At 42.6% G+C, this 23,108-nt stretch carries 16 protein-coding genes and 2 tRNA genes; 16 read left to right on the top strand and 2 right to left on the bottom strand.

Annotation, left to right across the window (positions count from 1 at the left end):
* The first annotated feature begins 1 nt into the window (after position 1).
* The 15 genes from ABFX33_RS08190 to ABFX33_RS08120 all read left to right on the top strand — a co-directional run bounded on the left by ABFX33_RS08190 (position 2) and on the right by ABFX33_RS08120 (position 21,220).
* Positions 2-766 (top strand): SDR family NAD(P)-dependent oxidoreductase, encoded by a 765-nt coding sequence (locus ABFX33_RS08190; RefSeq protein WP_223583433.1) that lies wholly within the window; start codon positions 2-4, stop codon positions 764-766.
* Positions 767-828: 62 nt separating this feature from the next.
* Positions 829-1,686, top strand: a complete 858-nt coding sequence (locus ABFX33_RS08185; RefSeq protein ID WP_346085418.1) for a fumarylacetoacetate hydrolase family protein — start codon at positions 829-831, stop codon at positions 1,684-1,686.
* 25 nt (positions 1,687-1,711) lie between these two features.
* On the top strand, positions 1,712-2,539 hold the full coding sequence (locus ABFX33_RS08180; protein WP_257097417.1) for an amidohydrolase family protein: 828 nt from the start codon (positions 1,712-1,714) through the stop codon (positions 2,537-2,539).
* 180 nt (positions 2,540-2,719) lie between these two features.
* Positions 2,720-3,508: an L-fucose dehydrogenase gene (locus ABFX33_RS08175; protein WP_257087855.1), complete on the top strand. Its 789-nt coding sequence runs from the start codon at positions 2,720-2,722 to the stop codon at positions 3,506-3,508.
* 576 nt (positions 3,509-4,084) lie between these two features.
* Positions 4,085-5,233 carry a glycoside hydrolase family 172 protein gene (locus ABFX33_RS08170; RefSeq protein WP_346085415.1) on the top strand — a complete coding sequence of 383 codons (1,149 nt, stop codon included), beginning with the start codon at positions 4,085-4,087 and terminating at the stop codon, positions 5,231-5,233.
* An 11-nt stretch (positions 5,234-5,244) separates the two neighbouring features.
* Positions 5,245-6,483 carry a DUF6786 family protein gene (locus ABFX33_RS08165; protein WP_346085414.1) on the top strand — a complete coding sequence of 413 codons (1,239 nt, stop codon included), beginning with the start codon at positions 5,245-5,247 and terminating at the stop codon, positions 6,481-6,483.
* Positions 6,484-6,488: 5 nt separating this feature from the next.
* The gene (locus ABFX33_RS08160) at positions 6,489-8,252 is read left to right on the top strand and encodes an L-fucose isomerase (protein ID WP_346085413.1); all 1,764 of its coding nucleotides are present in this window, start codon (positions 6,489-6,491) and stop codon (positions 8,250-8,252) included.
* 30 nt (positions 8,253-8,282) lie between these two features.
* Entirely contained in the window at positions 8,283-9,629 is a 1,347-nt protein-coding gene (gene fucP, locus ABFX33_RS08155) for an L-fucose:H+ symporter permease (protein ID WP_346085411.1), read from the top strand.
* 16 nt (positions 9,630-9,645) lie between these two features.
* Entirely contained in the window at positions 9,646-11,310 is a 1,665-nt protein-coding gene (locus tag ABFX33_RS08150; protein ID WP_346085409.1) for a ribulokinase, read from the top strand.
* 10 nt (positions 11,311-11,320) lie between these two features.
* A complete protein-coding gene (locus ABFX33_RS08145; RefSeq protein WP_120259104.1) occupies positions 11,321-11,863 on the top strand; it encodes an RNA polymerase sigma factor in 543 nt (180 codons plus the stop codon).
* Positions 11,864-11,901: 38 nt separating this feature from the next.
* Entirely contained in the window at positions 11,902-12,918 is a 1,017-nt protein-coding gene (locus ABFX33_RS08140) for a LacI family DNA-binding transcriptional regulator (RefSeq protein ID WP_346085407.1), read from the top strand.
* Between the two features lie 2 nt (positions 12,919-12,920).
* On the top strand, positions 12,921-13,973 hold the full coding sequence (locus ABFX33_RS08135) for a hypothetical protein (RefSeq protein WP_346085406.1): 1,053 nt from the start codon (positions 12,921-12,923) through the stop codon (positions 13,971-13,973).
* A 200-nt stretch (positions 13,974-14,173) separates the two neighbouring features.
* A complete protein-coding gene (locus ABFX33_RS08130) occupies positions 14,174-17,320 on the top strand; it encodes a SusC/RagA family TonB-linked outer membrane protein (RefSeq protein WP_346085405.1) in 3,147 nt (1,048 codons plus the stop codon).
* Between the two features lie 11 nt (positions 17,321-17,331).
* Positions 17,332-19,089 carry a RagB/SusD family nutrient uptake outer membrane protein gene (locus tag ABFX33_RS08125; RefSeq protein WP_346085404.1) on the top strand — a complete coding sequence of 586 codons (1,758 nt, stop codon included), beginning with the start codon at positions 17,332-17,334 and terminating at the stop codon, positions 19,087-19,089.
* Between the two features lie 28 nt (positions 19,090-19,117).
* Positions 19,118-21,220 (top strand): glycoside hydrolase family 88 protein, encoded by a 2,103-nt coding sequence (locus ABFX33_RS08120; protein WP_346085403.1) that lies wholly within the window; start codon positions 19,118-19,120, stop codon positions 21,218-21,220.
* Between the two features lie 65 nt (positions 21,221-21,285).
* Here ABFX33_RS08120 and ABFX33_RS08115 read toward each other — a convergent pair.
* A tRNA-Phe gene (locus tag ABFX33_RS08115) sits at positions 21,286-21,358 on the bottom strand.
* A gap of 42 nt (positions 21,359-21,400) precedes the next feature.
* Positions 21,401-21,473: transfer RNA gene (locus tag ABFX33_RS08110), tRNA-Phe, on the bottom strand.
* A gap of 187 nt (positions 21,474-21,660) precedes the next feature.
* Between ABFX33_RS08110 and mnmA the strand changes: the two genes are divergently transcribed.
* Complete coding sequence (mnmA, locus tag ABFX33_RS08105; RefSeq protein ID WP_346085401.1) at positions 21,661-22,752, top strand: tRNA 2-thiouridine(34) synthase MnmA; 1,092 nt, start codon at positions 21,661-21,663, stop codon at positions 22,750-22,752.
* Positions 22,753-23,108 lie beyond the last annotated feature (356 nt).

Below are 23,108 nucleotides of genomic sequence, written 5' to 3'. Positions count from 1 at the left end.
AATGGGAAAATTAGAACAAAAAGTAGCTGTTATTACAGGCGGTGGTAGTGGGATTGGTCGTGCTATCAGTGTGCAATTTGCTACAGAAGGAGCGAAAGTCCACATTCTGGATTTAAATGAAGAAGGTGGGAATGCTGTAGTAGCGGAAATTTTGGCTCTAGGTGGGCAGGCTGTATTCAATCGTTGTAATGTGACCGATCAAGAGGAAATTATCGACATAGCTCAAAATATCGGGAAAATTGATATTTTAGTGAATAATGCTGGCATTGCTCACGTTGGCAATTTGGAAAATTGTAAATCCGAAGACTTTGAACGCGTTTTCAATGTGAATGTGAAAGGTGCCTACAATGCGTTATATGCTATTGTACCGATTATGAAAGCACAAGGTTCAGGTGCTATCCTTAATCTCGCTTCGATTGCAGCCTGGGTAGGAATTACGGATCGTTTTGCCTATTCCATGAGTAAAGGTGCGATCTATGCGATGTCTTTGTCGGTAGCACGTGATTACATGGCTTTCGGTATCCGTTGCAACAGTATCTCTCCAGCACGTGTACATACCCCTTTTGTGGACGGTTTTATCGCGAAGAACTATCCTGGTAAAGAGGCTGAAATGTTTGAAAAGTTGTCTGCAAGTCAACCAATAGGTCGTATGGCACAACCCGAGGAAATTGCTAAACTGGCACTTTTCCTTTGTAGCGACGATGCAGGGTTTATTACAGGAAATGACTATCCTATCGATGGTGGTTTTATTAAATTGAATAACTAAATGTTAGACTTGAGACATTAGATTCTCCTATCTACTATCTCATATCTCAAATATAAAAAAATATGAAATTAATACGTTTTGGAGCCTTTGGCAAAGAGAAGATTGGAGTTCAGGTTGACGGAGTAAACTACGATGTAAGTGCATTTGGTGGTGATTACAATGAGCAATTTTTTGCGGAAGATGGCTTGGCTCGTTTAGAGGAATTTGTCAAGGCCAATACAGGTAAACTGACTGAAATCCCACAAGACGAGCGTATCGGAGCTCCTTTTGCCCGTCCATCTAAAATAGTTTGTATCGGACTGAATTATATGGATCATGCTAAGGAAACAAATGCACCGATTCCTGCTGAGCCTATTATTTTTATGAAATCCACGACTTCATTAATAGGACCATACGATAATGTGATGATTCCTAAAGACTCTGTAAAGACGGATTGGGAAGTGGAATTCTGTATTGTAATTGGTAAAAAAGCTTCTTATGTAGAAGAAAATGAGGCTTTGGATTATGTTGCAGGTTATGTACTTCACAATGACGTATCTGAACGTGAGTATCAACTGGAACGCGGCGGAACCTGGGATAAAGGAAAAGGCTGTGATACATTTGCGCCTATGGGACCATTCATGGCTACCAAAGAGGAAATCAAGGATATTAACAATGTACGTATCTGGTTGAAAGTTAATGGTAAAACCTATCAGGATGGAAATACCAAAGATTTAATATTTTCAATTGCACATGTTGTTTCTTATGTGTCTCGATTTATGACCTTATTGCCCGGAGATGTGATTTCAACAGGAACTCCTGCGGGTGTAGGTCTTGGATTTAATCCGCCTATTTACTTAAAACCTGGTGATGTGATTGAATTGGGTGCAGATGGACTTGGCGAATCACGTCAGACTGTGGTTGCTTATTCAAAAAATTAATTTATCTCCTATTTTAGGTTTTATTATGCGCATAGATACCCATCAGCATTTTTGGCAATTTGATCCTGTTAGAGACAGTTGGATTACAGACGAGATGCTCGTTATTAAACGAGATTTCACACCATTGGATATTCAGTTTGTATTGGAGCGAAATGGATTTGCAGGTAGTGTGGCCGTTCAGGCTGATCAATCTGACGCGGAAACGAACTATTTGGTTCAGCTGTCCAAAAGCCACCCCTTTATCAAAGGTGTGGTCGGATGGATTGACCTCCAGGCCGAAGATATTGAACAGCAGTTGACAAGTTATAAAGAACTACCGGTGATCAAAGGCTTCCGTCACATTGTTGAGGGAGAGCTGGACCCAGATTTTCTGATTCGACCAGCTGTGTTGAATGGGTTAAAAGCATTGGCCGCGTTTGGCTATACCTACGATTTACTGATCCGTCCGCGTCATTATCAGGCTACATTACAATGTGTACAGCAAAATCCAAACCTTCAATTTGTGCTGGATCATATTGCCAAACCTCCGATTAAATCAAGGGAGTTTGATGAGTGGGCTGCGTTTATCGATAAACTTGCTGCCTTTTCAAATGTGGTCTGTAAAGTGTCCGGACTGGCTACAGAGGCAGATTGGTCCAGCTGGAAGTTGGATGATTTCAAACAGTATCTCGACCATATTTTCCTACGTTTTGGAAAACAAAGGATTATGTTTGGATCGGACTGGCCTGTATGCCTGTTAGCGGCCTCCTATGAGGAAAGTATCGCTATCGTCGAAGATAAATTGGGTGACTTTACAGAAAAGGAAAAAAATGCGTTTTGGGCTGAGAATGCCATACGTATATATAATCTATAAAAAAGACTTCAGTATGTATGAAAGGGAAGAATGCATACTGAAGTCCTTTCATGGCAGATAGATCGAGTCTAATCAACTCGCTGCTGTTGGGATAAGCTTTAATCAATAACCAGTGAAACGAGTTCGTTGATGTAGAAAACAGACACTCATCAATGAAACATACAATTCAATAAAATTATTATGGATCTTCATTTAAAAGATAAAGTAGTTATTGTTACCGGTGGTGCAAAGGGGATAGGGCGTGCTGTCGTGCATGCTTTGGCCAAAGAGCAGGCTATTCCTGTTATTGTAGGGCGTAAGCAGGCCGACAATGAGAAAGTCAAAGAAGAAGTGAAACAGTTTGGTATTGATGCTTTGTGTATAGAAGCCGAATTGTCCAAACCTGAAGATTGTGAAAAAGCAGTACAAAAGACACTTGAAGTTTATGGTCGTATAGACGGCCTGGTGAATAATGCTGGACAGAATGATGGGGTGGGTCTGGCATCTGGTGATTATACGAAATTTGTAGCTTCATTACATAAAAACCTGATCCATTATTATTTAATGGCGCATCATGCATTGGATGCATTGAAAGCATCTAAAGGAAGTATTGTCAATATATCTTCCAAAACAGGAGAAACTGGGCAGGGCAATACATCAGCTTATGCTGCGTCCAATGGCGGGCGAAATGCATTGACACGCGAATGGGCTGTAGAACTATTGCCTTATTCAATCCGTGTAAACGCTATTGTTGTTGCTGAATGCGCCACTCCTCAATACGATACCTGGATCCAGACTCTGCCAAATCCAGCGGAAATATTAAAAAAGATTACCGATCGTATTCCTTTAGAAAATCGCATGACTACCGCTGAGGAAATTGCAGATACAACCGTATTCTTGTTATCTGACAAGTCAAGCCATACAACAGGCCAATTGATCCATGTTGATGGTGGTTATGTGCATTTGGACCGTTCCATTATTGCGGAATAGTATCCAGTAAACATAAGAAATTTGAAGTATAGCGTTTAGCCATGTTCTATTGAACTATACGCGATAAGAAAATAGGGCTGTGCCTGTTAAAGTCGGAAGAACTACTCTTCCGACTTTTTTGTTTTTTTATACCCGCTGATGGTAGGTGCAATGCCCAAGACCGTGAAAATGTACAAATAAGGCCGGTTTTCTAGCTAATCTGCTGAGGGGTTTGATGTTAATAAAAAAAATATAAATTTTATTTTGTTTATTTAATCGATTAAGCTTATACTTGTATAACTGATAATTATAAACTGAACATAAACTAGCGGATCCATTTGCTTTTTTTTGCCCTTTTTGTTTAAACGTTTAAGCTTTAAAGGTAAAAAGATCCTACAAAACTGATTATATAGAATAAATTCCAAATAAATATTACATGGATTATAAACCGTCCATAGTTAAAATTTCAATTTTATTACACCATTGAATGTAATTTTTAAATAGGAAATGCTCCATCTTACTGATGGAAAAGAGCGTGCAACACACTCATTTGTACTGTTTAAAATATACAATCAATAAGATAATCAATTACAGTATATGAAAAGATTCATGTTTTTATGGTGTGTAGTCCTATTCGGTTATACATCTTTCGCTCAAAATTCAAATGGATTAGGTAATCTATCGAAACTATCGAATGCTAAAACGAGGTCAATCAGTCCTGAGAACTTTAGCGGTGGAAAAGGTAAAGGTGGAATGGCTATCCCCAATGAAAAGGAAGCCGTACGTAACCAGGCAAATGCTTCTAAAGCTGCCCGGGAGCTCGGCGTGGGATGGAAAGTTAATCCTTATGTCCATATCGGTGCCGGTGAGACATTTACGCTGGCCGAAATAGATGGGTCGGGAATTATTCAGCACATCTGGATGACACCGACAGGCAACTGGAGTCAATCCATTATTCGATTTTATTGGGATGGGGAGACCGAACCTTCGGTTGAAGCACCTGTCGGAGCTTTTTTTGGAATGGGCTGGAATAAATACGCCCCTTTAAATTCACTCGCGATGACAGTCAATCCGGGTAGTGCTTTTAACTCCTATTGGCAAATGCCTTTTCGAAAAAAATGCAAGATAACGATGGAGAATGTCAGTATTCATCCCATGGTCCTCTATTATCAAGTCAATTATGCCGAGACTGAGGTTGGTAATGATGAAGCTTATTTCCATGCGCAATACCGAAGATCTCACCCTACGGAAGGCTCTTTACATACCATTCTGGACGGTGTAAAAGGGAAAGGACATTACGTTGGAACCTATTTGGCTGTGGGCGTCAACAACACAGGCTGGTGGGGTGAAGGTGAAGTCAAATTCTTCCTTGATGGCGATAAAGAGTTTGCTACGATCGTCACCACGGGTCTGGAAGACTACTTCTGTGGATCTTATAATTTCGAAAACAAAGAAACGCGTAGATATCAGGAATTTACTACACCTTATGCTGGTCTGCATCAAGTGATCCGTCCGGATGGCATATATGATTCGCAGCAGCGATTTGGAATGTACCGTTGGCATATTCTGGATCCTGTACGTTTTGACGGTGACCTAAAGGTAACCGTTCAAGATCTGGGCTGGCGGTCCGAAGACCGGTATCTGCCGCAGAAATCTGATATTATTTCGGTGGCTTACTGGTACCAAACGGAGCCTCACGGCAAATTTAAACCACTTCCAGGAAAGAATGGGATAGAAATCAATTAAAGGTCGGGACCATGAAAACAAAACTATTCAAAGCTATGATAATATTCTCCGTATTGTTCTCAGCCTGTCAGGGTAATAATAAAGTACCAGGGCACACGCAGAAAGCTGCGCCTAATTTCGCGGCTGATCTCACTTTTCTGCAAAAATGGGATCAACAACTGATTGTCCTTTCAGCTTCTGGAGGTGAAGCGAAGCTTATTGTTTCGCCCAAATACCAAGGCAAAGTGTTTACTTCTACCGCAGAAGGTCAGGAAGGGAAGAGTTTCGGCTGGATCAACTACAAAGCTTTTGATCAGGCTGTTGATCCACATATGAATGCTTATGGCGGTGAAGATCGGCTATGGCTGGGGCCAGAAGGTGGGCCTTTTTCCTTGTTTTTTGCACCGAAAAAGGAGATGGTTTTTGATCATTGGCGCACCCCAGCAGCAATTGACACCGAAAGTTGGTCTTTGGTTTCATCCTCCACGAAAAGTGTGCGACTTGCCAAGGATATGGAACTACAAAACTATGCCGGGACGCAGTTCAAAATAAACGTTAACCGTCAGGTCGAGATATTGGAACGCAAGGAGATCGAAGGTATGCTTTCCATTGTATTAGGGGATAAGGTGAAATCTGTTGGGTTTAAAACAACCAATAGCTTGCGAAATACAGGTGATTTTACCTGGGATAAAAAGACCGGAGCGCCCTGTATATGGAATTTAGATATGTTTACACCGACTCCGGAAACCGTGATTTTAATCCCCTATAAAGAAGGGGCTGAAGGTAAAGTGGCCACAACAGACTACTTTGGTGAGATTCAATCTGATCGGATTGCAATGGAAAAAGGCGTTTTATACTTTAAGGCTGATGGTTTGTCAAGAGGCAAACTCGGTATACCACCTCATCGCGCCAAGCCTATCGCCGGAAGTTATGCTGTTGATGAAGGTGTGCTTACGATTACCCTTTTTGACGTAGCTAACAATGCTACTTACTTAAACCAGGAATGGACGACAAAAAAAGATCCTTTCCTAGGTGATGCAATGAATGCATATAACGACGGCCCGTTAGCGGACGGTACGCAAATGGGGCCTTTTTATGAAATTGAAAGTGTTTCTCCGGCGGCTTTTATTCCACCCAATGAACAGATTGTACACAATCATAGTGTCTTCCATTTTACTGGGGACAAAACTGAGCTGAATACAATTGCTGAGAAGGTGCTAGGAACCTCCCTAGCCCGTGTTTCAACAATTTTTGGTCAACCTAAAAAGTAACAAATATGAAAACATATCCTAAAATTGGTATTCGCCCTATTATCGATGGTCGCCTGGGCGGTATTCGTGAATCTTTGGAAGAAACAACAATGAATATGGCTAAGGCTGTTGTGGCTTTGTTTAACGCGGAATTGAAATATCCAGATGGAACACCGGTGGTCTGCGTTGTCGCGGATACCTGTATTGGAGGTGTAAAAGAAGCCGCAGACTGTGCCGATAAGTTTGAGCGGGAGAATGTCGGTGTATCGCTTTCTGTCACACCCTGTTGGTGTTATGGTTCTGAAACAATGGATATGAACCCATTGTTGCCCAAAGCAATTTGGGGTTTTAATGGTACCGAACGACCCGGGGCAGTATACTTGGCAGCCACCTTGGCCGCTCATAATCAAAAGGGCTTACCAGCCTTTGGGATCTACGGTAAGGATGTACAGGACATGGGCGATCAGCATATACCGGAAGACGTGCGTGAGAAGTTACTGGCTTTTGCGAGAGCAGGATTAGCTGTGGCAATTATGCGGGGCAAATCTTATTTGGCTATCGGTTCGGTTTCGATGGGAATAGCGGGGTCTATCGTTGATGCTGACTTTTTCCAAAGTTACCTGGGTATGCGTAATGAGTATGTGGATTCCTCAGAAATCCTACGCCGGATACAACAGCATATTTTTGATCCGGAGGAGTTTAAATTAGCATTAAAGTGGACGCGTGACCATTGTCAGGAGGGTGAAGACTTTAATCAACCAAAGAATATCAAAAGCCGCGAAGAGAAAGATCAGGATTGGGAGTTTGTTGTCAAGATGACGATGATTATGCGTGATCTCATGATCGGTAATCCAAGACTTGTCGATCAAGGCTTTGGAGAAGAGGCACAAGGCCACCATGCGCTCTTGGCTGGATTTCAGGGGCAACGGCAATGGACAGATTTCTTACCGGATGGTGATTTTTCCGAAGCACTATTGAATTCGTCATTTGATTGGAATGGCATACGTGCACCTTATTTGGTGGCTACTGAAAACGATGCCTTGAATGGGGTTTCCATGCTGTTTAATTATCTATTGACCAATACTGCGCAGATCTTTGCTGATGTACGGACTTATTGGAGTCCTGAGGCTGTGGCGCGTGTATCCGGTTGGAAGCCGGAGGGAAGGGCTGCGGATGGATTTCTGCACTTGATTAATTCCGGATCGGCGACTCTTGATGGTACGGGGAAACAGCGCCTTGGGGACAAGCCTGTAATGAAACCACATTGGGAAATTTCGGATAAAGAAGTGGATGCCTGCCTCAGGGCCACGACATTTTACCCCTCCAATCGAGATTATATGCGGGGTGGTGGTTTTTCGTCCAAGTTTGTCACTGAGGGGGGAATGCCCGTAACCATGTGCCGACTCAATCTCATAAAGGGGGTAGGGCCAGTTTTGCAAATTGCTGAAGGATGGACAATCGATCTACCAGAAGATGTCCATCGTATATTGGATGAACGCACAGATAAAATCTGGCCAACCACCTGGTTTGTACCACGCTTGACTGGAGAAACTAATTTTTCTAGTGTATATGCCGTTATGGCCAATTGGGGTTCCAATCATGGCGCCATTAGTTATGGGCATATCGGCGCAGATCTGATCACGTTGGCAGCGATGTTACGCATTCCGGTCAATATGCATAATGTTGCGCAGGAGGCAATCTTTCGGCCATCGGCATGGGGAGCTTTTGGAATGGACAGCGAGGGCAGCGACTATAGAGCATGTCAGGTATATGGACCCCTGTATAACTAAGATTTAGGCTTCAATATAATTTTTATCACCATGAACACGACATCCCCAAGAAAAAAGAAAAGATCCCTTTTTGTCAATGAGCAAGGAGTCAATTATCTTGTGCCGTTCATTTTTATTTGCAGCCTATTTCTCCTTTGGGGTTTTGCCCACGGTTTCTTAGATGTTCTGGATAAGCATTTTCAGGATCTTTTGCATGTCAGCAAAGCGCAATCCGGCTTTGTGCAATTTTCCCTTTATATTGGATACTTGGCCATGGCCCTCCCTGCAGGATTATTCATTAAACGCTATGGCTATCAAAGAGGTATTATCCTTGGTTTAGCTATTTTTGCTATAGGTGCGTTTATGTTTTATCCTGCTGCAGCATTAGGCGCTTTTATTCCTTTCCTGATCGCTTTGTTTGTGCTGGCCTGTGGACTCACTTTTTTAGAGACCGCTGCTAATCCCTATTCTACTGTATTGGGGGACAAGGTAGGAGCTGCCCGACGAATTAATATTTCTCAATCTTTCAATGGACTTGGGTGGATATTAGGACCACTTATCGGCGGGCTTTTCGTTTTTGGAATGGAGTCAACGGGTGAACATGATAAGTTTGATTCTTTAGTGACGCCCTATATGATGATCGGTAGTATCGTAGTGGTGGTTCTGCTTATTTTTATGGTCATCAAATTGCCTGAAGTCAAAGAAGAACCCGATACAGATGGGGAGGAAAACCCGCCATTACGAAAGCTATTGCAATATCCAGCTTTTATATTGGCTGTTGCGGCACAATTCTTATATGTCGCCGCGCAGACAGGCACGAATTCCTTTTTTATCAATTATGTCATAGATGCTGTTCATGATCTGCAAACACCTATCAGCAATATCATGGTACACTTAGGTTATTTTGGCGAGTTTTTTATGCCAAAAAATAATGAACAGGCGGCTTCGATCCTGCTCGCTATCGGTGGGATGGGAGCCTTCTGGATCGGTCGTCTTACAGGAGCATATTTTATGCGGTTTGTGAGCCCACGTAAATTATTGATGTGGTACGCGATAGCCAATAGTGTGTTGGTCACGGTTGTCATTGCTGATATCGGATGGCTTTCGGTTTTCAGCCTGTTTACGACATATTTTTTTATGTCCATTATGTTTCCTACAATCTTCGCCCTAGGGATTCAAGATCTAGGTACATTGACGAAGAAAGCTTCTTCTTTCTTGGTGATGGCTGTTGCAGGGGGAGCCTTCTGTCCACCTATTATGGGATTGATTTCAGATCATTCTAAGATGGCTGTTGGTTTTTTTATACCATTACTATGTTATTTGTTTATTGCGTTTTACGGATTTTGGATCAAGCGTAAACTTAAAACGGAACGTATCACTGTGGGCGCGTCCCATTAATAAGGAGAACATAAATATGAGTAAGAATAAATATGTTATTGGAGTGGATTTTGGTACGGACTCTGTCAGGGCTATGCTGATGGATACAATCACCGGAAAGATCCTTTCTTCATCGGTTTGTTTATATGAACGTTGGCATAAAGGCTTATACTGTGATGCTGGCAACAGTCAATTTCGTCAACACCCATTGGATTATATAGAAGGATTGACGTCAGCAGTTAAAAACTGTCTACAAACGGTGGATCCGGAAGTCAGACAAAGCATCGGCGCCTTATCTATGGCAATGACGGGATCGACACCCGTGGCTGTTGATGACCAGGGGACGGCCCTGGCTCTTCTTGATACTTTTGAGGAGAATCCCAATGCAATGTTTGTGCTTTGGAAGGATCATACAGCGATCCATGAAGCGGCAGAAATCAATGCAGTCGGAAAAAAAGATCATCGGGGTTACTTGCGATATGTCGGTGGAATCTATTCTTCGGAATGGTACTGGGCAAAATTATTACATGTACTTCGTGTCGATCCAGCCGTCAGTGAAGCTTGTTATACCTGGGTAGAACACAGTGACTGGATGCCTTTTTTGTTGACAGGTGGCAATGATGCAAATCAGATGAAGCGGAATGTATGTGCGGCAGGACATAAGGCACTTTGGTCACCCGCTTTTGGCGGTTTACCCGATGCAGCGTTTTTTAATGCGATCGATCCGATATTAGGTCCCTATGCCGAACGATTTGGTGATAGGGTATATACGACTACTGAATCTGCTGGATACCTTTGCGCGGAATGGGCTGAGCGACTAGGGCTTTCTACCGATGTGCAAGTCGGTATTGGATCCATCGATGCGCACGTAGGCGCTGTAGGCGGAGAAATAAAGCCTTACTACATCAGCAAAGTTATAGGTACATCGACATGCGATATGATGGTTGTGCCCAAACCGGAGATGGAAGGCGTATTTGTGGAAGGTATATGTGGTCAGGTCGAAGACTCCATTATTCCGGGGATGGTAGGACTTGAAGCAGGACAGTCTGCCTTTGGCGATGTATTTTCTTGGTTTAAGGATTTGCTCCTCTGGCCAGCAAAATTAAATTCTTCGGCCGATTTCAGTGCCGTTTATGAACATTTGGAAACAGAACTGTTAAAGGAACTCAATCGTGCAGCTGCGCAGTTACCAATGCATATCGACGATCCTTTTGCTTTAGACTGGTTTAATGGTCGACGGACACCAGATGCGGCGCCGACACTGAAAGGTCTGATCGGCGGGCTCTCTTTAGGAACAACGGCACCAGCAATTTTTAGCGCTTTGGTTGAGGCAACTTGCTTTGGTTCACGGGCGATTATGGAGCGTATTGAAAGCGAAGGGGTAAGGGTGGAAGGTATCAATGCGATCGGCGGGATCGCTAGTAAATCTCCCTTCGCCATGCAGATGATGGCTGATATATTAAATCGACCCATACACATCGCAGCTACAGAACAGGTCTGCGCATTGGGCGCTTGTATGTTTGCTGCTGTGGTTAGCAACAGTTATGACACGATAGAAGAAGCGGCAGCCCGTATGGGAAAGGGAGATAAGGAAATTGTACAGCCTAGACCAGAATATAGGACGCATTTTGATCGTCGGTACGCACAGTATTTGCGTTATGGCGCCGTGCAAAACGATCGTGATAACAAAGCACTGACTTAATGTTTTTAGGATGGAAACGATAACGCAAAAACAAGCCCATAGGGGCGGGCTACAAGGTGTTTTAGATCATGATACTTTTAATCTGGTCTATACAACCTATCAGGGGACTTTGTATAAAAAGTTTATGTTTCTGCTCAATTTTCAAGAGACAGCGGAAGATATTCTTCAAGATGTTTTTTTGAAAACCTGGCAATTGCGGGATACGATCAAGACCGAAAAATCATTGAAAAGCTATCTGTTTCAGATTGGCCGAAATTTAATTATGGATCATTACCGTAGGCAAAAACGGGAGCAAGGTTTTACCCTAATCTATCGTGATTTTATCAATGTGGTGGATCAAATTGATGAGGAATGTATATTCCATGAGGACAAATTTTCTAAATTAGAAGGAATTATCAATAAATTACCCCCGCGAAGAAGGCAGGTGTTTGAACTGTGTAAATTTGAGCGAAGGAGTTATGAAGAAGTAAGCGAATTATTGCATATTTCACCATCAACAATAAGTGACCACATCGTTAAAGCAATGCAGTTTATTAAAGTACATTGGAATTAACACGATTACGGTATCCACACGATTTAGTATAAAAAAATATGAGCAAGAAGATCTCACTGAAGGATATAGCAGAAGCGGTAGGTGTTTCTACTGCGTTGGTGTCTTATGTATTGAATGATAAAGACGAACAGACAAGGGTAAATAAAGACACGGCAAAACGTATACGGGAAATGGCGAAAGAGATGAACTACCAACCCAATCAAATTGCGAAAAGCTTAAAAAGCGGTAAGTCGCAGGCGATTGGATTATTGGTAGCTGATATTTCCAATCCTTTTTTTGGGAATCTCGCTCGTGCGATAGAAGATGAAGCTAAAAAACATGGTTATAGTGTGCTGTTTGGAAGTTCTGATGAGAATCTCGAAAACTCGCAACGCTTGATTGATACATTTATCAATCGGCAGATAGACGGTTTTATTATAGCACCAGCAGAGGGTACGGCTTCGCAATTGGAGTATTTGAAAAAAGCCAATATTCCTTTCGTACTCATTGACCGTTATTTTAAGGGTTTGGAAACCAGTTATGTGGTTATCGATAATTTTAATGCAACTTATCAGGCTACCCAGCTGCTGCTGAACCAGGGGCATACTAAGGTTGCCTATGTATGTTATAAAAACCAGCTACAGCATACAGAGGATCGTTATAGCGGTTACCTGCAAGCGTTACTAGATCATGGGAATGCTGAGGACAGCAACTTGATATGTGAGGTAGAGTTTAATAATGCGGCTTATTTTAGGGAGCAATTTATCGAACTGTTGCAGCCGGATCGGGGTGTAGACGCTATTCTCTTTTCAACAAATACCCTATCTATTATGGGGTTAAAGATTATCAACGAACTGAATATTACTGTTCCAGATGATTTAGCAGTTTTTTGCTTTGATGAGAGCGAAGCCTATGATCTGTTTTATTGCCCAATAAGTTATGTCAAACAACCGTTGTCCATGATCGGGAAAGAAGCAGTGAAGATATTGCTTGAACAATTACGTGGGAAAGCATCCAGCGAACAGAAGGTTATGTTGGATGTGGAAATCGTTGCACGAAAGTCTTGTCAAAAATAAAAATGAAACGGCTATTACTCCCTTTACTCTTGTTGGTCGCAGACCTTTTATATGGCCAGGGAAGTGCTATGCCCTGGCAGCAGTTGGCACGACCGGATACAATGGGGACTTGGGTACAACCTGTTCAGGGGAAGCCGGCGATGCCGGTTTGGGGACATGTAAATGGTATAAGGATTGGATTAGATCCTTTACCGGGACCAAGAGGGCTGATCCGGATTTATACCCCTTATTTAAATTATGGGTTTCCGGAAGTCATGAATTTTATTGCCTTTGAGCCTATTCCCAAGGGTAAAGAAGCCCGCGGATTTTCTGAACTTGAAATGAGTAGTATCCATCCCGAAAAACGGGGAAAGCATTTTTGGAGTGCAGATCATCCGACAGGGGTATCCGCCCTGGATGGAGAATATCCGGCACGTGGAATCATTGCCCAAAACAGTGGCGAGGAGACCCTAACAGTATATGTATTTGCAGAACCCTTTGACAATGGTGCAAAAGTTTATGCTAGGCTTCGTTTTTTTGCATCCAGACCCTATGAATTTGAATTGGCGACCTATACCTGTGTAGGGTCTCAAGAACTGGATTATTTCATACTAACCGCGACAATGGGCAATAAATCTAGGCTGAGGACACTTTTCTTGCAAGATGGAAAAGAATCGGCGCTGGAGCTATGGCCCGATTACAAAGACATCCATTTTACACCACATGCCTATTTCCCGCAACAGCGTATGATCAGAGACAAAAAAGGGTATGTTTATTTTATTGCAGCACCGGATGAAGTAGATTATCTCAAAATCGTTTATACAGCTGGGACTAACCAACATTGGAAGTACCGGGGTAAACCGGCGACTCAATACTGGATTAAAAAGAATCCAAGCGAGCAGCTTAATGGGCTGCTGACCGGAAGATTCACCTATTGGGCGAGTAAAGAACCCATACCCGGAGGTGTCTCCATTGAAAATTTTGAATTGAAGGAACCATTTAAGGCAGGAGATTCCTTTATTTTTGGGATTACACCGCTTTCGCCCGAAGCATTCATTCAACATATCAAGCATTAACCGACGAAATAATAGCCAGCGAAATAACGAATCCTCCCGCGTAACGGGTTTTTAATAAAAAAATAGTTTCCGAGCAGAGGATTTTATGTGATCGAACGTATTAAGTATATAATTGCTGCATCATTACCGATATTTAGCTTAAACGATTAAATTTTTGTGCCGTAGTATAAACTGATTAATAACACCTAATATTAATGACTATGAAACGCTACCTAAATTTAGCACACTGGCTCAGTATAGCCTTTCTGTTTTGTACACTTTTTTGGCAGGCAAAAGCTATAGAATCCCCGACCGTATTACAGCAAAGGATCATCAGGGGCGAAGTGCGGGAAAGTGGTACGAATACCACACTTGCAGGTGTCAATGTGCGGGTTAAAGGAAGAACAGGCGGAACTGTCACCAACTCAAATGGAAAATATGAAATCCCGATTGACTCCAAAGAAAGTATACTTGTTTTCACGTATACAGGGAAGAAGACTGAAGAACGTTTGGTGGGTGAAAACGATTTGATTAATGTGAGCCTTACGGATGAGAGCAATATGCTTGCCGAAGTCTATGTCGGTTATATGACGCAGCGGAAAGCCGATTTAACAGGATCCGTTGCTATCGCAAATGCGAGCGATATTGCTAGGAACCCCTCAGCGAATGCCATGAAATCACTTCAGGGAAAATTAGCGGGTGTGCACATCACCACCAATGGTGGAAATCCGGCAGAAGGCGTGAATGTGCAGATCAGAGGTTTATCGTCACTCTCCGGCGGCGTTAAACCGCTCATTGTTTTGGATGGTATGCCTACCGAGAATCTCAATTTACGGGATATCAATGCAGCAGATATTGAATCTATTCAGGTGCTGAAAGATGCGGCCTCCGCAAGTATCTATGGTGCACGGGCTTCCGGTGGGGTCATTCTTGTTCAAACAAAAAAGGGTAAAATTGGACAGACAAAAGTGGACTATAATGGTAGCGTCGGGGTAAGCACTATTGTGCGCAAGCCCAGATTGATGAATGCCGAGGAGTATGGGCGGGCGACCTTTCGGGCCTATGCCTACGATGAAGCGGTCTATGGTGTGCCGTTGACGCTGCCCAAAACGTACGATTTTACCTGGCATAGGGATGCTGAAGGACGCGCTGTGCTGGATGCTGTTAAACCGGCTGAGTATCTCAATGCCGAGAAAACCGTGAAAAGTGCCGATACCGACTGGCTAGATGAAATCCTCCGTCCAGCGCTGATGACAAATCATCAGGTATCTGTTTCCAGTGGGACGGAAAAATCAAAGAGCATGTTTTCATTGGGCTATTTTGAAAACCAAGGAACGCAGATCCATACCTTCTTTAGGCAGTTTTCACTGCGGGCCAACAATGAGATTAGTTTAATCAATAACCGTCTAAAAGTAGGGGAGAATTTTGCGGTTTCTTATTTAAGATACCGTGATGCAAACGAGATGCGGTGGGCACTGATCAATCCGCCCGCAGTTCCAGTATATGATATCCACGGCGGCTGGGCTGGTGCCGCAGGTTTTGACGACTTCACAAATCCTGTGCGTGTACTGACCGATAACAAAGACAATGTAAATAATTATGTCAAGATGATCGGTAATGTCTTTGTTGATTTAAATATCTGGAAAGGAATTTCCGCCCGCTCACAATTTGGTATCGATTACGGAAATGCCTATCGAAGGATTGTGGAAAAGAAATGGTCGGAAACGGGGGGGCGGAATAGTGATGATGAGAATTATGTGGGGAATATCCAGTCTCACCCCCTCAGTTATGTGTGGACAAATACGCTTTCTTACAGCCTACAAAATGACAAACATAGCTTAGATGCGGTAGTGGGAACTGAATACACACGATTTGTTGAGGAAGGTTTCTCTGCCCGACGGGAAGGAATATATCTGGAAGATCGTGACTTTGCACATATTGGTGTAACCAATGGAACCAAATATTCACTTGGAAGCACGGCCGACGAATATGTATACCTGTCATATTTCGCCAAAGCCAACTATGTCTATAACCAAAAATACCTGCTGTCAGCGACTCTACGTCGGGATGGATCCTCACTTTTTGGTGCAAACAATAAATTCGCTATGTTTCCCGCATTTTCGGCTGGTTGGCGGATCAGCAACGAACCATTTATGAAGAAGTATACTTTTATATCTGATCTTAAGCTGCGTGGCGGATGGGGAGCTAATGGAAGTGTACAGGGGCTGCCAAGAGGTTATACCTCAACACCATTCACAACAGATTATTTTGGTACATCTTACCCGATCGAAGGGAATGAGACCGGACCATTGTATTCAGGATATCGACGGACCTGGCTGGGCAATCCTAATCTCAAATGGGAAACAACAACACAAACTGATGTCGCCCTAGATTTTAGTCTATTTGATAGCAGGCTGAGTGGATCTTTTGGTTACTATTTTAAGAAAACAAAAGATATCTTGGTTCAGACCCCATACATTGCCGCCATGGGTGAAGGTGGGGAGCCTTGGATCAATGGTGCAAGTATGAATAACCGCGGGATCGAATTGGATATTAGTTATCACAACAATCCACAAAATGCATTTCGGTATACCATCTCTGCAAATCTGGGAACTTATAAGACCAAAATCGTTAGTCTTCCTAAAGATGTCATCAATAAATACCCGGGAAATGGAGTCAATGACCTTGTGTTGGGAAGGACGCCAAATATCTTGTATGGCATGGTAGCAGATGGTATATTTAAGACACAGGAGGAAGTCGATAATCATGCTGAGCAACCCGGCAAGGCCGTGGGGCGGATACGTTACAAAGACATCGATGGCAATGGAAAAATCGAGGAGTTTTATGACCGGACTTATATTGGCGTCAAAGATCCTAAGTTTTTCGGTGGGATAACCTTTGATTTTAGTTACCGCAATTTTGACCTTAATATTTTCTTCCAGGGTGTCTTTGGCAATAAGGTAAATAACCTGTGGAAATTGGAATCTGACCTGTGGAATATCAATGTTCCAGCACACAAAAATCACCCCACACGTATTTTGGACGGATGGTATTTTGATCATACAGACTCCGATATTCCCGCCATCTCAAATTCTACATTAAATGCGGAGCAACGCCCATCAAGTTATACTGTTGAAGACGGATCTTATTTGAAATTGAGGAATATAGAACTTGGGTATACACTTCCGCAGGCGATTTCCAAGAAAGCAGCCATGAATAATTTAAGATTTTATGTCTCTGGACGTAATCTTCTAACATTCAAAAAAGGTTGGGGAAAAGACCGATATACCAGTTTTGACCCTGAGATGCCTGACTATGGCTATCTCACCCCTATGTTTTTGACTTTTGGTATCAATGTAACCTTTTAAACTTCCCTATTATGAAAACGTTTAAAATAAAAATATGCTTTGCGCTTTTCCTATTAACTACTGTAAGTTGTACTGATTCCCTTGATATTGCCCCCAAACAGGTGCTGGATGAATCTTTTCTGGTGAAGCCAGAGGATATGGACGGTTTTGTGACAGCTGCCTATGCCAGGATGACCGATATTCCGTCATTTGATTCACCTTTTGCCCCCTGGTGGTCGGGTTCCATGCGTGCCGATGATTCCTATAAAGGTGGTGGCGGCACATGGGATGGTGATGGCTGGCATAATATGGAAATCTTTGTCGGAGTCAATCCCAATGGATGGCCCCTAGACTATCCCTGGTATGTATCTTACCAGATTATTCAACGCTGCAATACGGCGATACAAAAGTTGCAACTGATCAAGGAGGAAGAATTTTCACAAAAGAACGCCCGTCTTGGTGAAGTGATATTTATACGGACATTTACCTTTTTTAGGTTAAAGCAATTTTGGAAATATATACCTTATATCGACGAAAAGGTAATGGGTACCAGTGCAGACTTTGAAGCAGTCCCGAATAGAGAAAAAGAGCAGCCCAATGACCAGTATCTATGGGGCAGAATATTGGCTGATTTTAAAGAGGCTGAACAGTTGCTACCAGCGACGCAACCCGAGAAAGGACGTGTTGATAAAAATGCAGCGACAGCGATGGTTGCCCGCACCCTGTTATTTATGGCCTATGAACAAAATGATAAACATGCTGTTGTCAATATCAATAAAGAAAGGTTGAGCGAAGCATTGACTTATCTCAACAAATTGACCGATCAGGAAGGGGGGAAGGTTGGTTTACAGACAGATTTTGCCGAAAACTTTGATATAAATTTCGATAACAAGACAAAAGAATCTATTTGGGAGATTCAATATTCCATTGATGATGGAAGTTCAAGTGGAGGTAAGATCAATCGGGGCGAGGGATTAAATCACCCCTTCCAATGGGGTGGTTTTCAATGTTGCGGATTTCACCAGATCAGCTATACCATGGCGAATGCATTTAAAACCGGAACAAATGGTCTACCTTTATTTGATACATACAATAATGGGAGTTACGCAGATGGGGACGCTGTATTTTTTGGCGGGAACAGCTTTGATCCGCGATTTAGCCATACAGTAGCTGCGCCAGGGCAACCTTGGAAATATAATCCGAATCTTCTTTTTGAAACAAAAGGGATTCGAAATGGTGCCGAATATGGTTATTTGAAATCTATTAAGGAATTGCCACAACCAGATTGTAAATGTTTGCTATACGATGGTTGGCAATTTAATTCGATGAACAAGAAAATGATTCGCTATGATGAGGTTTTACTTTGGAAAGCTGAGGTGCTGATTCAGCTGGACCGTTGGAATGAATCATTGGTACTGATCAACAAAATTCGCGAACGGGCTGCTAAAAGCACGGCACGATTGGTGAAAAAAGATGGCTCTCCGGTACTTAATTACAAAATTGCAACCTATCAACCCGGTGTCAATTGTACTTGGGATAAAGCTTTTGCCTGGAAGGCATTACAATGGGAAAACCGTCTTGAACTGGCTGCGGAGGGGCGTCGTTTTTTTGATCTGCAACGCTGGGGAATATTGGAGCCAACGATGAATGCCTATTTTTCGGTAGAAAAAAATAGGTTTAAGTGGCTGGGAGCAGGACGTTTTACAGCAGGTCGGGATGAATATTTTCCGATTCCTCAGCCTCAGATTAACTGGGCGAAAGGGAATTATACACAAAATCCTGGCTATTAGTTTATGCCTATAACAAAACCGAAGCGTGATGATAAAGATATTGATCAAGAATAACGTATTTCCTTACTGTTTGTCGATACTGTTGACATTATGTTGTGTATACCAGCAGTGCTGGGCGAATGGGGATCCAGGGAAAATAAATGCATTGATTAAAGCAATTAAAGTTGATAGTATAGGGGGGCAACTACCTCAATTGAGCTATCAGAAAATTGCACCTCAGGTTGTTAAGGTGCGGGTTTCGGTAGATCTGCCCGAAGATGTGCGCTGCGATGATTGGCGGATCAGAATTTTGCCGGCATTTCAGCCCACATTTCATTGGGCACCACATTTGACGCCCTCGGATAACCATATTATTGCACAGCATGTCTTTAGGGCTCCCATGATGATGCTAACCGATCAACGGAAGCAGCTGGTTATTATTCCCGATGTAGATCTGTTGAATAGCACTTTAGCCAGAGATTGGTATATGGATATGGATGCGACGAAAAACCAGTTAACACTGGGGCGGTCGCTGGCGCAAGTCGGCGAACATGTTTTGTTCAAACGGAAATCTGGCAATATATACACGCGTGGTAAATTTGAATTTGCATTTTATGTTCTTGCCTTTGACGATCGGGAAGTCGCAGATAATCCCTTTCGTAGGCCGCTGGCTTTCTATTGGAAAAATTGGGGCGCAGGTCTTTTTGATAAGGGGGAACCAATCTCCGGAGATATGGAAACCTATGTGCGGCATAGCTATCACTGGGCATTTCAATCCTGGGTCAAGCAGGTATGGCAGTCGTTTGAAATTAATGGAAAAAAAGTGGGCGCACCAACTTTTATCGTCAATACCACACAAAGCCCCAATTATCCTGGGAAAACCAATGAACGGGAGTTCCGTTCGATATGGAATCAGGCCTGGTTTAGTTCTTTACGATCAGCCAGTGGCCTATATCGTTTTGCAAAGCGGACAGGAGACCAAGAGCTCTTGGATAAGGCGAATCTTACCAAGGAACTGGCACTATCCTATCCCAAAAAGGAGGGATTTTTCTATGGTCTGATCGGAACTGAAATGGAAGAAACTATTGCAGGGGAAGGCGATAAAAAATCCGCTCGGAGTAAAGGTTGGGAACACTATTATTGGGGAAATTCAAATCGAAATCCCTATACCTGGGATGCCCGTAAATCCCCTTTTCATCTGTTGGATATGAGCTGGACGGCGCTGTTGATGTTGCGTTGGTACAACGAGCTCGAAAAGGACCCGCGTTTGCTCGCTTATGCCGAAGATTATGCGAAGTCTCTGCTAGAAGTTCAATCAGCGGATGGATTTTTTCCGGGCTGGCTTGATGTAGAAACATTAAAGCCTCTTGCTCACCTCAATGATTCACCCGAAAGCGCCTTATCGGTAACCTTTTTATTGACCCTTTATCGCATGACGCAAAAAGAGGAGTATAAAGTAGCAGCTCTGCGAGCAATGCAAGCGATTATGAAGGAAATTATACCCAATGGGCGCTGGGAAGATTTTGAAACCTATTGGTCTTGCTCCCGTGTCGGTGCCGAAGATTGGGTGGGGAAAAAGGTATTGCGCAACGACATGTACAAGCAGAATAATTTTTCTATGTTTTGGACAGCGGAGGCGCTATTGGAATGTTATCAAACTACTAAAGCGAAACCATACCTCAAGATTGGGCAGCGTACCTTGGACGAACTGTTGATGACACAGGCCGCATGGCAACCTCATTTCATTCCCATAAAAGCATTGGGCGGATTTGGTGTGATGAATGCAGATGGAGAATGGAACGATGCCAGACAGAGTTTGTTTGCTGAGTTAATTATTCGCTATGGCAAGGAATTGAAGCAAAGGGAATACCTTCAGCGTGGTTTGGCGGCTTTACGGGCCTCCTTTATTATGATGTATTGTCCTGAAAACCCGGATACCAAAGCACAATGGGAGGAAGCCTGGCCGTTTTTTGGAAAAGAGGATTATGGTTTTATGATGGAAAACTATGGTCATGGTGGGGAGACAAACGCTAAAGGCCTGGGTATAGGAGAGTTTACGATCTACGATTGGGGCAATGGTGCAGCAGCGGAAGCCTATAATCGGATATTAGACCATTATGGAGCAGATTTTTTACAGGGGAGGGGATTGTAGTCTTTTGCGAATGTATTGTGGATAAGAAACAAAAAAAGCCTGCTCAAATGAACAGGCTTTTTTTGTGGTGCCACCTGGGTTCGAACCAGGGACACAAGGATTTTCAGTCCTTTGCTCTACCAGCTGAGCTATGGCACCAGTTGACCTTTTATTTAAATCTGTGATCATCAGATTGAAGCGTGGTGCCACCTGGGTTCGAACCAGGGACACAAGGATTTTCAGTCCTTTGCTCTACCAGCTGAGCTATGGCACCGCTTTCTGCTATGGGTTTGTTCCCCTATTGCGATGCAAATATAGTGTGATAATTTGAATTCTAAAATTTTTATGTGGATTATTTTTGCTCTTTTTTCGAAAGTGTTGATTTTGATCGAGATAAAATTACAAGAAACTAACATAGAGAAAAAGGAATAAGCTGTATCTTTGCATTTCAATAAATAGAGATGAGTAAAAGAGGAAGAGTTTTAGTTGCAATGAGTGGAGGGGTCGATAGCTCCGTTGCTTCTGTCATGCTCCACGAACAAGGATATGAGGTCATAGGTATCACGATGAAGACTTGGGATTATGCATCCGCAGGTGGTTCGTCTAAGGAGACAGGATGTTGTAGCCTCGACAGTATCAATGACGCTCGTACATTAGCCGTAAACTATGGTTTCCCTCATTATATATTAGATATACGCGATGAGTTTGGAGACTTTGTAATTGATAATTTTGTAGAGGAATACATTGCAGGGCGTACACCCAATCCATGTGTTCTTTGTAATACCCACATCAAATGGGAGGCTCTGATGAAGCGTGCTGATAAATTGGATTGTGAATTTATCGCTACGGGACATTACGCCAATATTCGTATGCATGATAATGGCCGTCATGTCATATCAAAGGGTAAAGATGAAAATAAGGATCAATCCTATGTCCTATGGGGTGTATCGCAAGAAAATCTAGCTCGTACACAGTTTCCATTGGGATCGTTCACGAAAAAGGAAATCCGTCAAATGGCGCTTGACATGGGACAGAAAGAGCTTGCCAATAAATCGGAAAGCTACGAAATCTGTTTTGTGCCAGACAATGACTACCGTGCGTTTTTGAGACATAAAGTACCTACATTAGATCAGCAGATCGGTCCGGGTAATTTTATCCTTTCAGACGGAACAGTTGTTGGTAAACATATTGGTTACCCGTATTTTACCATCGGCCAACGTAAAGGTTTAGGTATTGCTTTGGGTAAACCGATGTTTGTGATTGAAATTCTCCCTGAAAGCAATACGGTGGTATTGGGTGAGGAGCATGAGCTTGAAAAATCACATGCCTATGTACGCAATGTGAACTTTGTCAAATATGCAGGTCTTGACCAGCCAATGGAGGCAATTTCAAAAGTACGTTATAAAGATTCGGGTGCTCTGTCTACCATCTCGCAAGAGGGCGATAAAGTGCGTATAGACTTTGTACACAATGTGAAAGGTATCGCACCGGGACAATCAGCCGTATTCTACGAAGGAAATGATCTCTTGGGCGGTGGTTTCTTGATGAAATAATAAAAGCTGATCTGAAATTCAGCATAAGAATTCTAATCCCTATACTGTATCTACAGTATAGGGATTTTTATTTTACAACCGGTGTAAACGATCGTGCTACGCTAGTTTCATAAGGTTGTGCTGCTATTATGCCGGCAGGATTTAAGTCAACCGAATTAAGTAGTAGTGCATATCTACTTCTTTTTTCAAGATAGAGGGTCGAAAGCGATACCAAGATGGTATCGTAATCTTTATCAGGTGAATCAAAGGTGAGTATCTGTATTATATTTCTTTCTATTTGTATAGAAAATATTTACAATTTATTTTTATATAAAAATTTTATTAGTACATTTGTATAGATAATATATAAAAATACT

Origin of the sequence: Sphingobacterium ginsenosidimutans (genome assembly GCF_039536865.1) — a bacterium.
Lineage (GTDB): Bacteria > Bacteroidota > Bacteroidia > Sphingobacteriales > Sphingobacteriaceae > Sphingobacterium > Sphingobacterium detergens.
The sequence above is the reverse complement of the archived record's forward strand: the minus strand, read 5'-3'. Positions and strand labels throughout refer to the sequence as shown.

What these genes read in the sequence shown, in the direction of transcription:
- ABFX33_RS08190 (WP_223583433.1), top strand. Translation starts at nt 2, where the DNA reads ATGGGAAAATTAGAACAAAAAGTAGCTGTTATTACAGGCGGTGGTAGT.
- ABFX33_RS08185 (WP_346085418.1), top strand. Translation starts at nt 829, where the DNA reads ATGAAATTAATACGTTTTGGAGCCTTTGGCAAAGAGAAGATTGGAGTT.
- ABFX33_RS08180 (WP_257097417.1), top strand. Translation starts at nt 1,712, where the DNA reads ATGCGCATAGATACCCATCAGCATTTTTGGCAATTTGATCCTGTTAGA.
- ABFX33_RS08175 (WP_257087855.1), top strand. Translation starts at nt 2,720, where the DNA reads ATGGATCTTCATTTAAAAGATAAAGTAGTTATTGTTACCGGTGGTGCA.
- ABFX33_RS08170 (WP_346085415.1), top strand. Translation starts at nt 4,085, where the DNA reads ATGAAAAGATTCATGTTTTTATGGTGTGTAGTCCTATTCGGTTATACA.
- ABFX33_RS08165 (WP_346085414.1), top strand. Translation starts at nt 5,245, where the DNA reads ATGAAAACAAAACTATTCAAAGCTATGATAATATTCTCCGTATTGTTC.
- ABFX33_RS08160 (WP_346085413.1), top strand. Translation starts at nt 6,489, where the DNA reads ATGAAAACATATCCTAAAATTGGTATTCGCCCTATTATCGATGGTCGC.
- fucP (WP_346085411.1), top strand. Translation starts at nt 8,283, where the DNA reads ATGAACACGACATCCCCAAGAAAAAAGAAAAGATCCCTTTTTGTCAAT.
- ABFX33_RS08150 (WP_346085409.1), top strand. Translation starts at nt 9,646, where the DNA reads ATGAGTAAGAATAAATATGTTATTGGAGTGGATTTTGGTACGGACTCT.
- ABFX33_RS08145 (WP_120259104.1), top strand. Translation starts at nt 11,321, where the DNA reads ATGGAAACGATAACGCAAAAACAAGCCCATAGGGGCGGGCTACAAGGT.
- ABFX33_RS08140 (WP_346085407.1), top strand. Translation starts at nt 11,902, where the DNA reads ATGAGCAAGAAGATCTCACTGAAGGATATAGCAGAAGCGGTAGGTGTT.
- ABFX33_RS08135 (WP_346085406.1), top strand. Translation starts at nt 12,921, where the DNA reads ATGAAACGGCTATTACTCCCTTTACTCTTGTTGGTCGCAGACCTTTTA.
- ABFX33_RS08130 (WP_346085405.1), top strand. Translation starts at nt 14,174, where the DNA reads ATGAAACGCTACCTAAATTTAGCACACTGGCTCAGTATAGCCTTTCTG.
- ABFX33_RS08125 (WP_346085404.1), top strand. Translation starts at nt 17,332, where the DNA reads ATGAAAACGTTTAAAATAAAAATATGCTTTGCGCTTTTCCTATTAACT.
- ABFX33_RS08120 (WP_346085403.1), top strand. Translation starts at nt 19,118, where the DNA reads ATGATAAAGATATTGATCAAGAATAACGTATTTCCTTACTGTTTGTCG.
- mnmA (WP_346085401.1), top strand. Translation starts at nt 21,661, where the DNA reads ATGAGTAAAAGAGGAAGAGTTTTAGTTGCAATGAGTGGAGGGGTCGAT.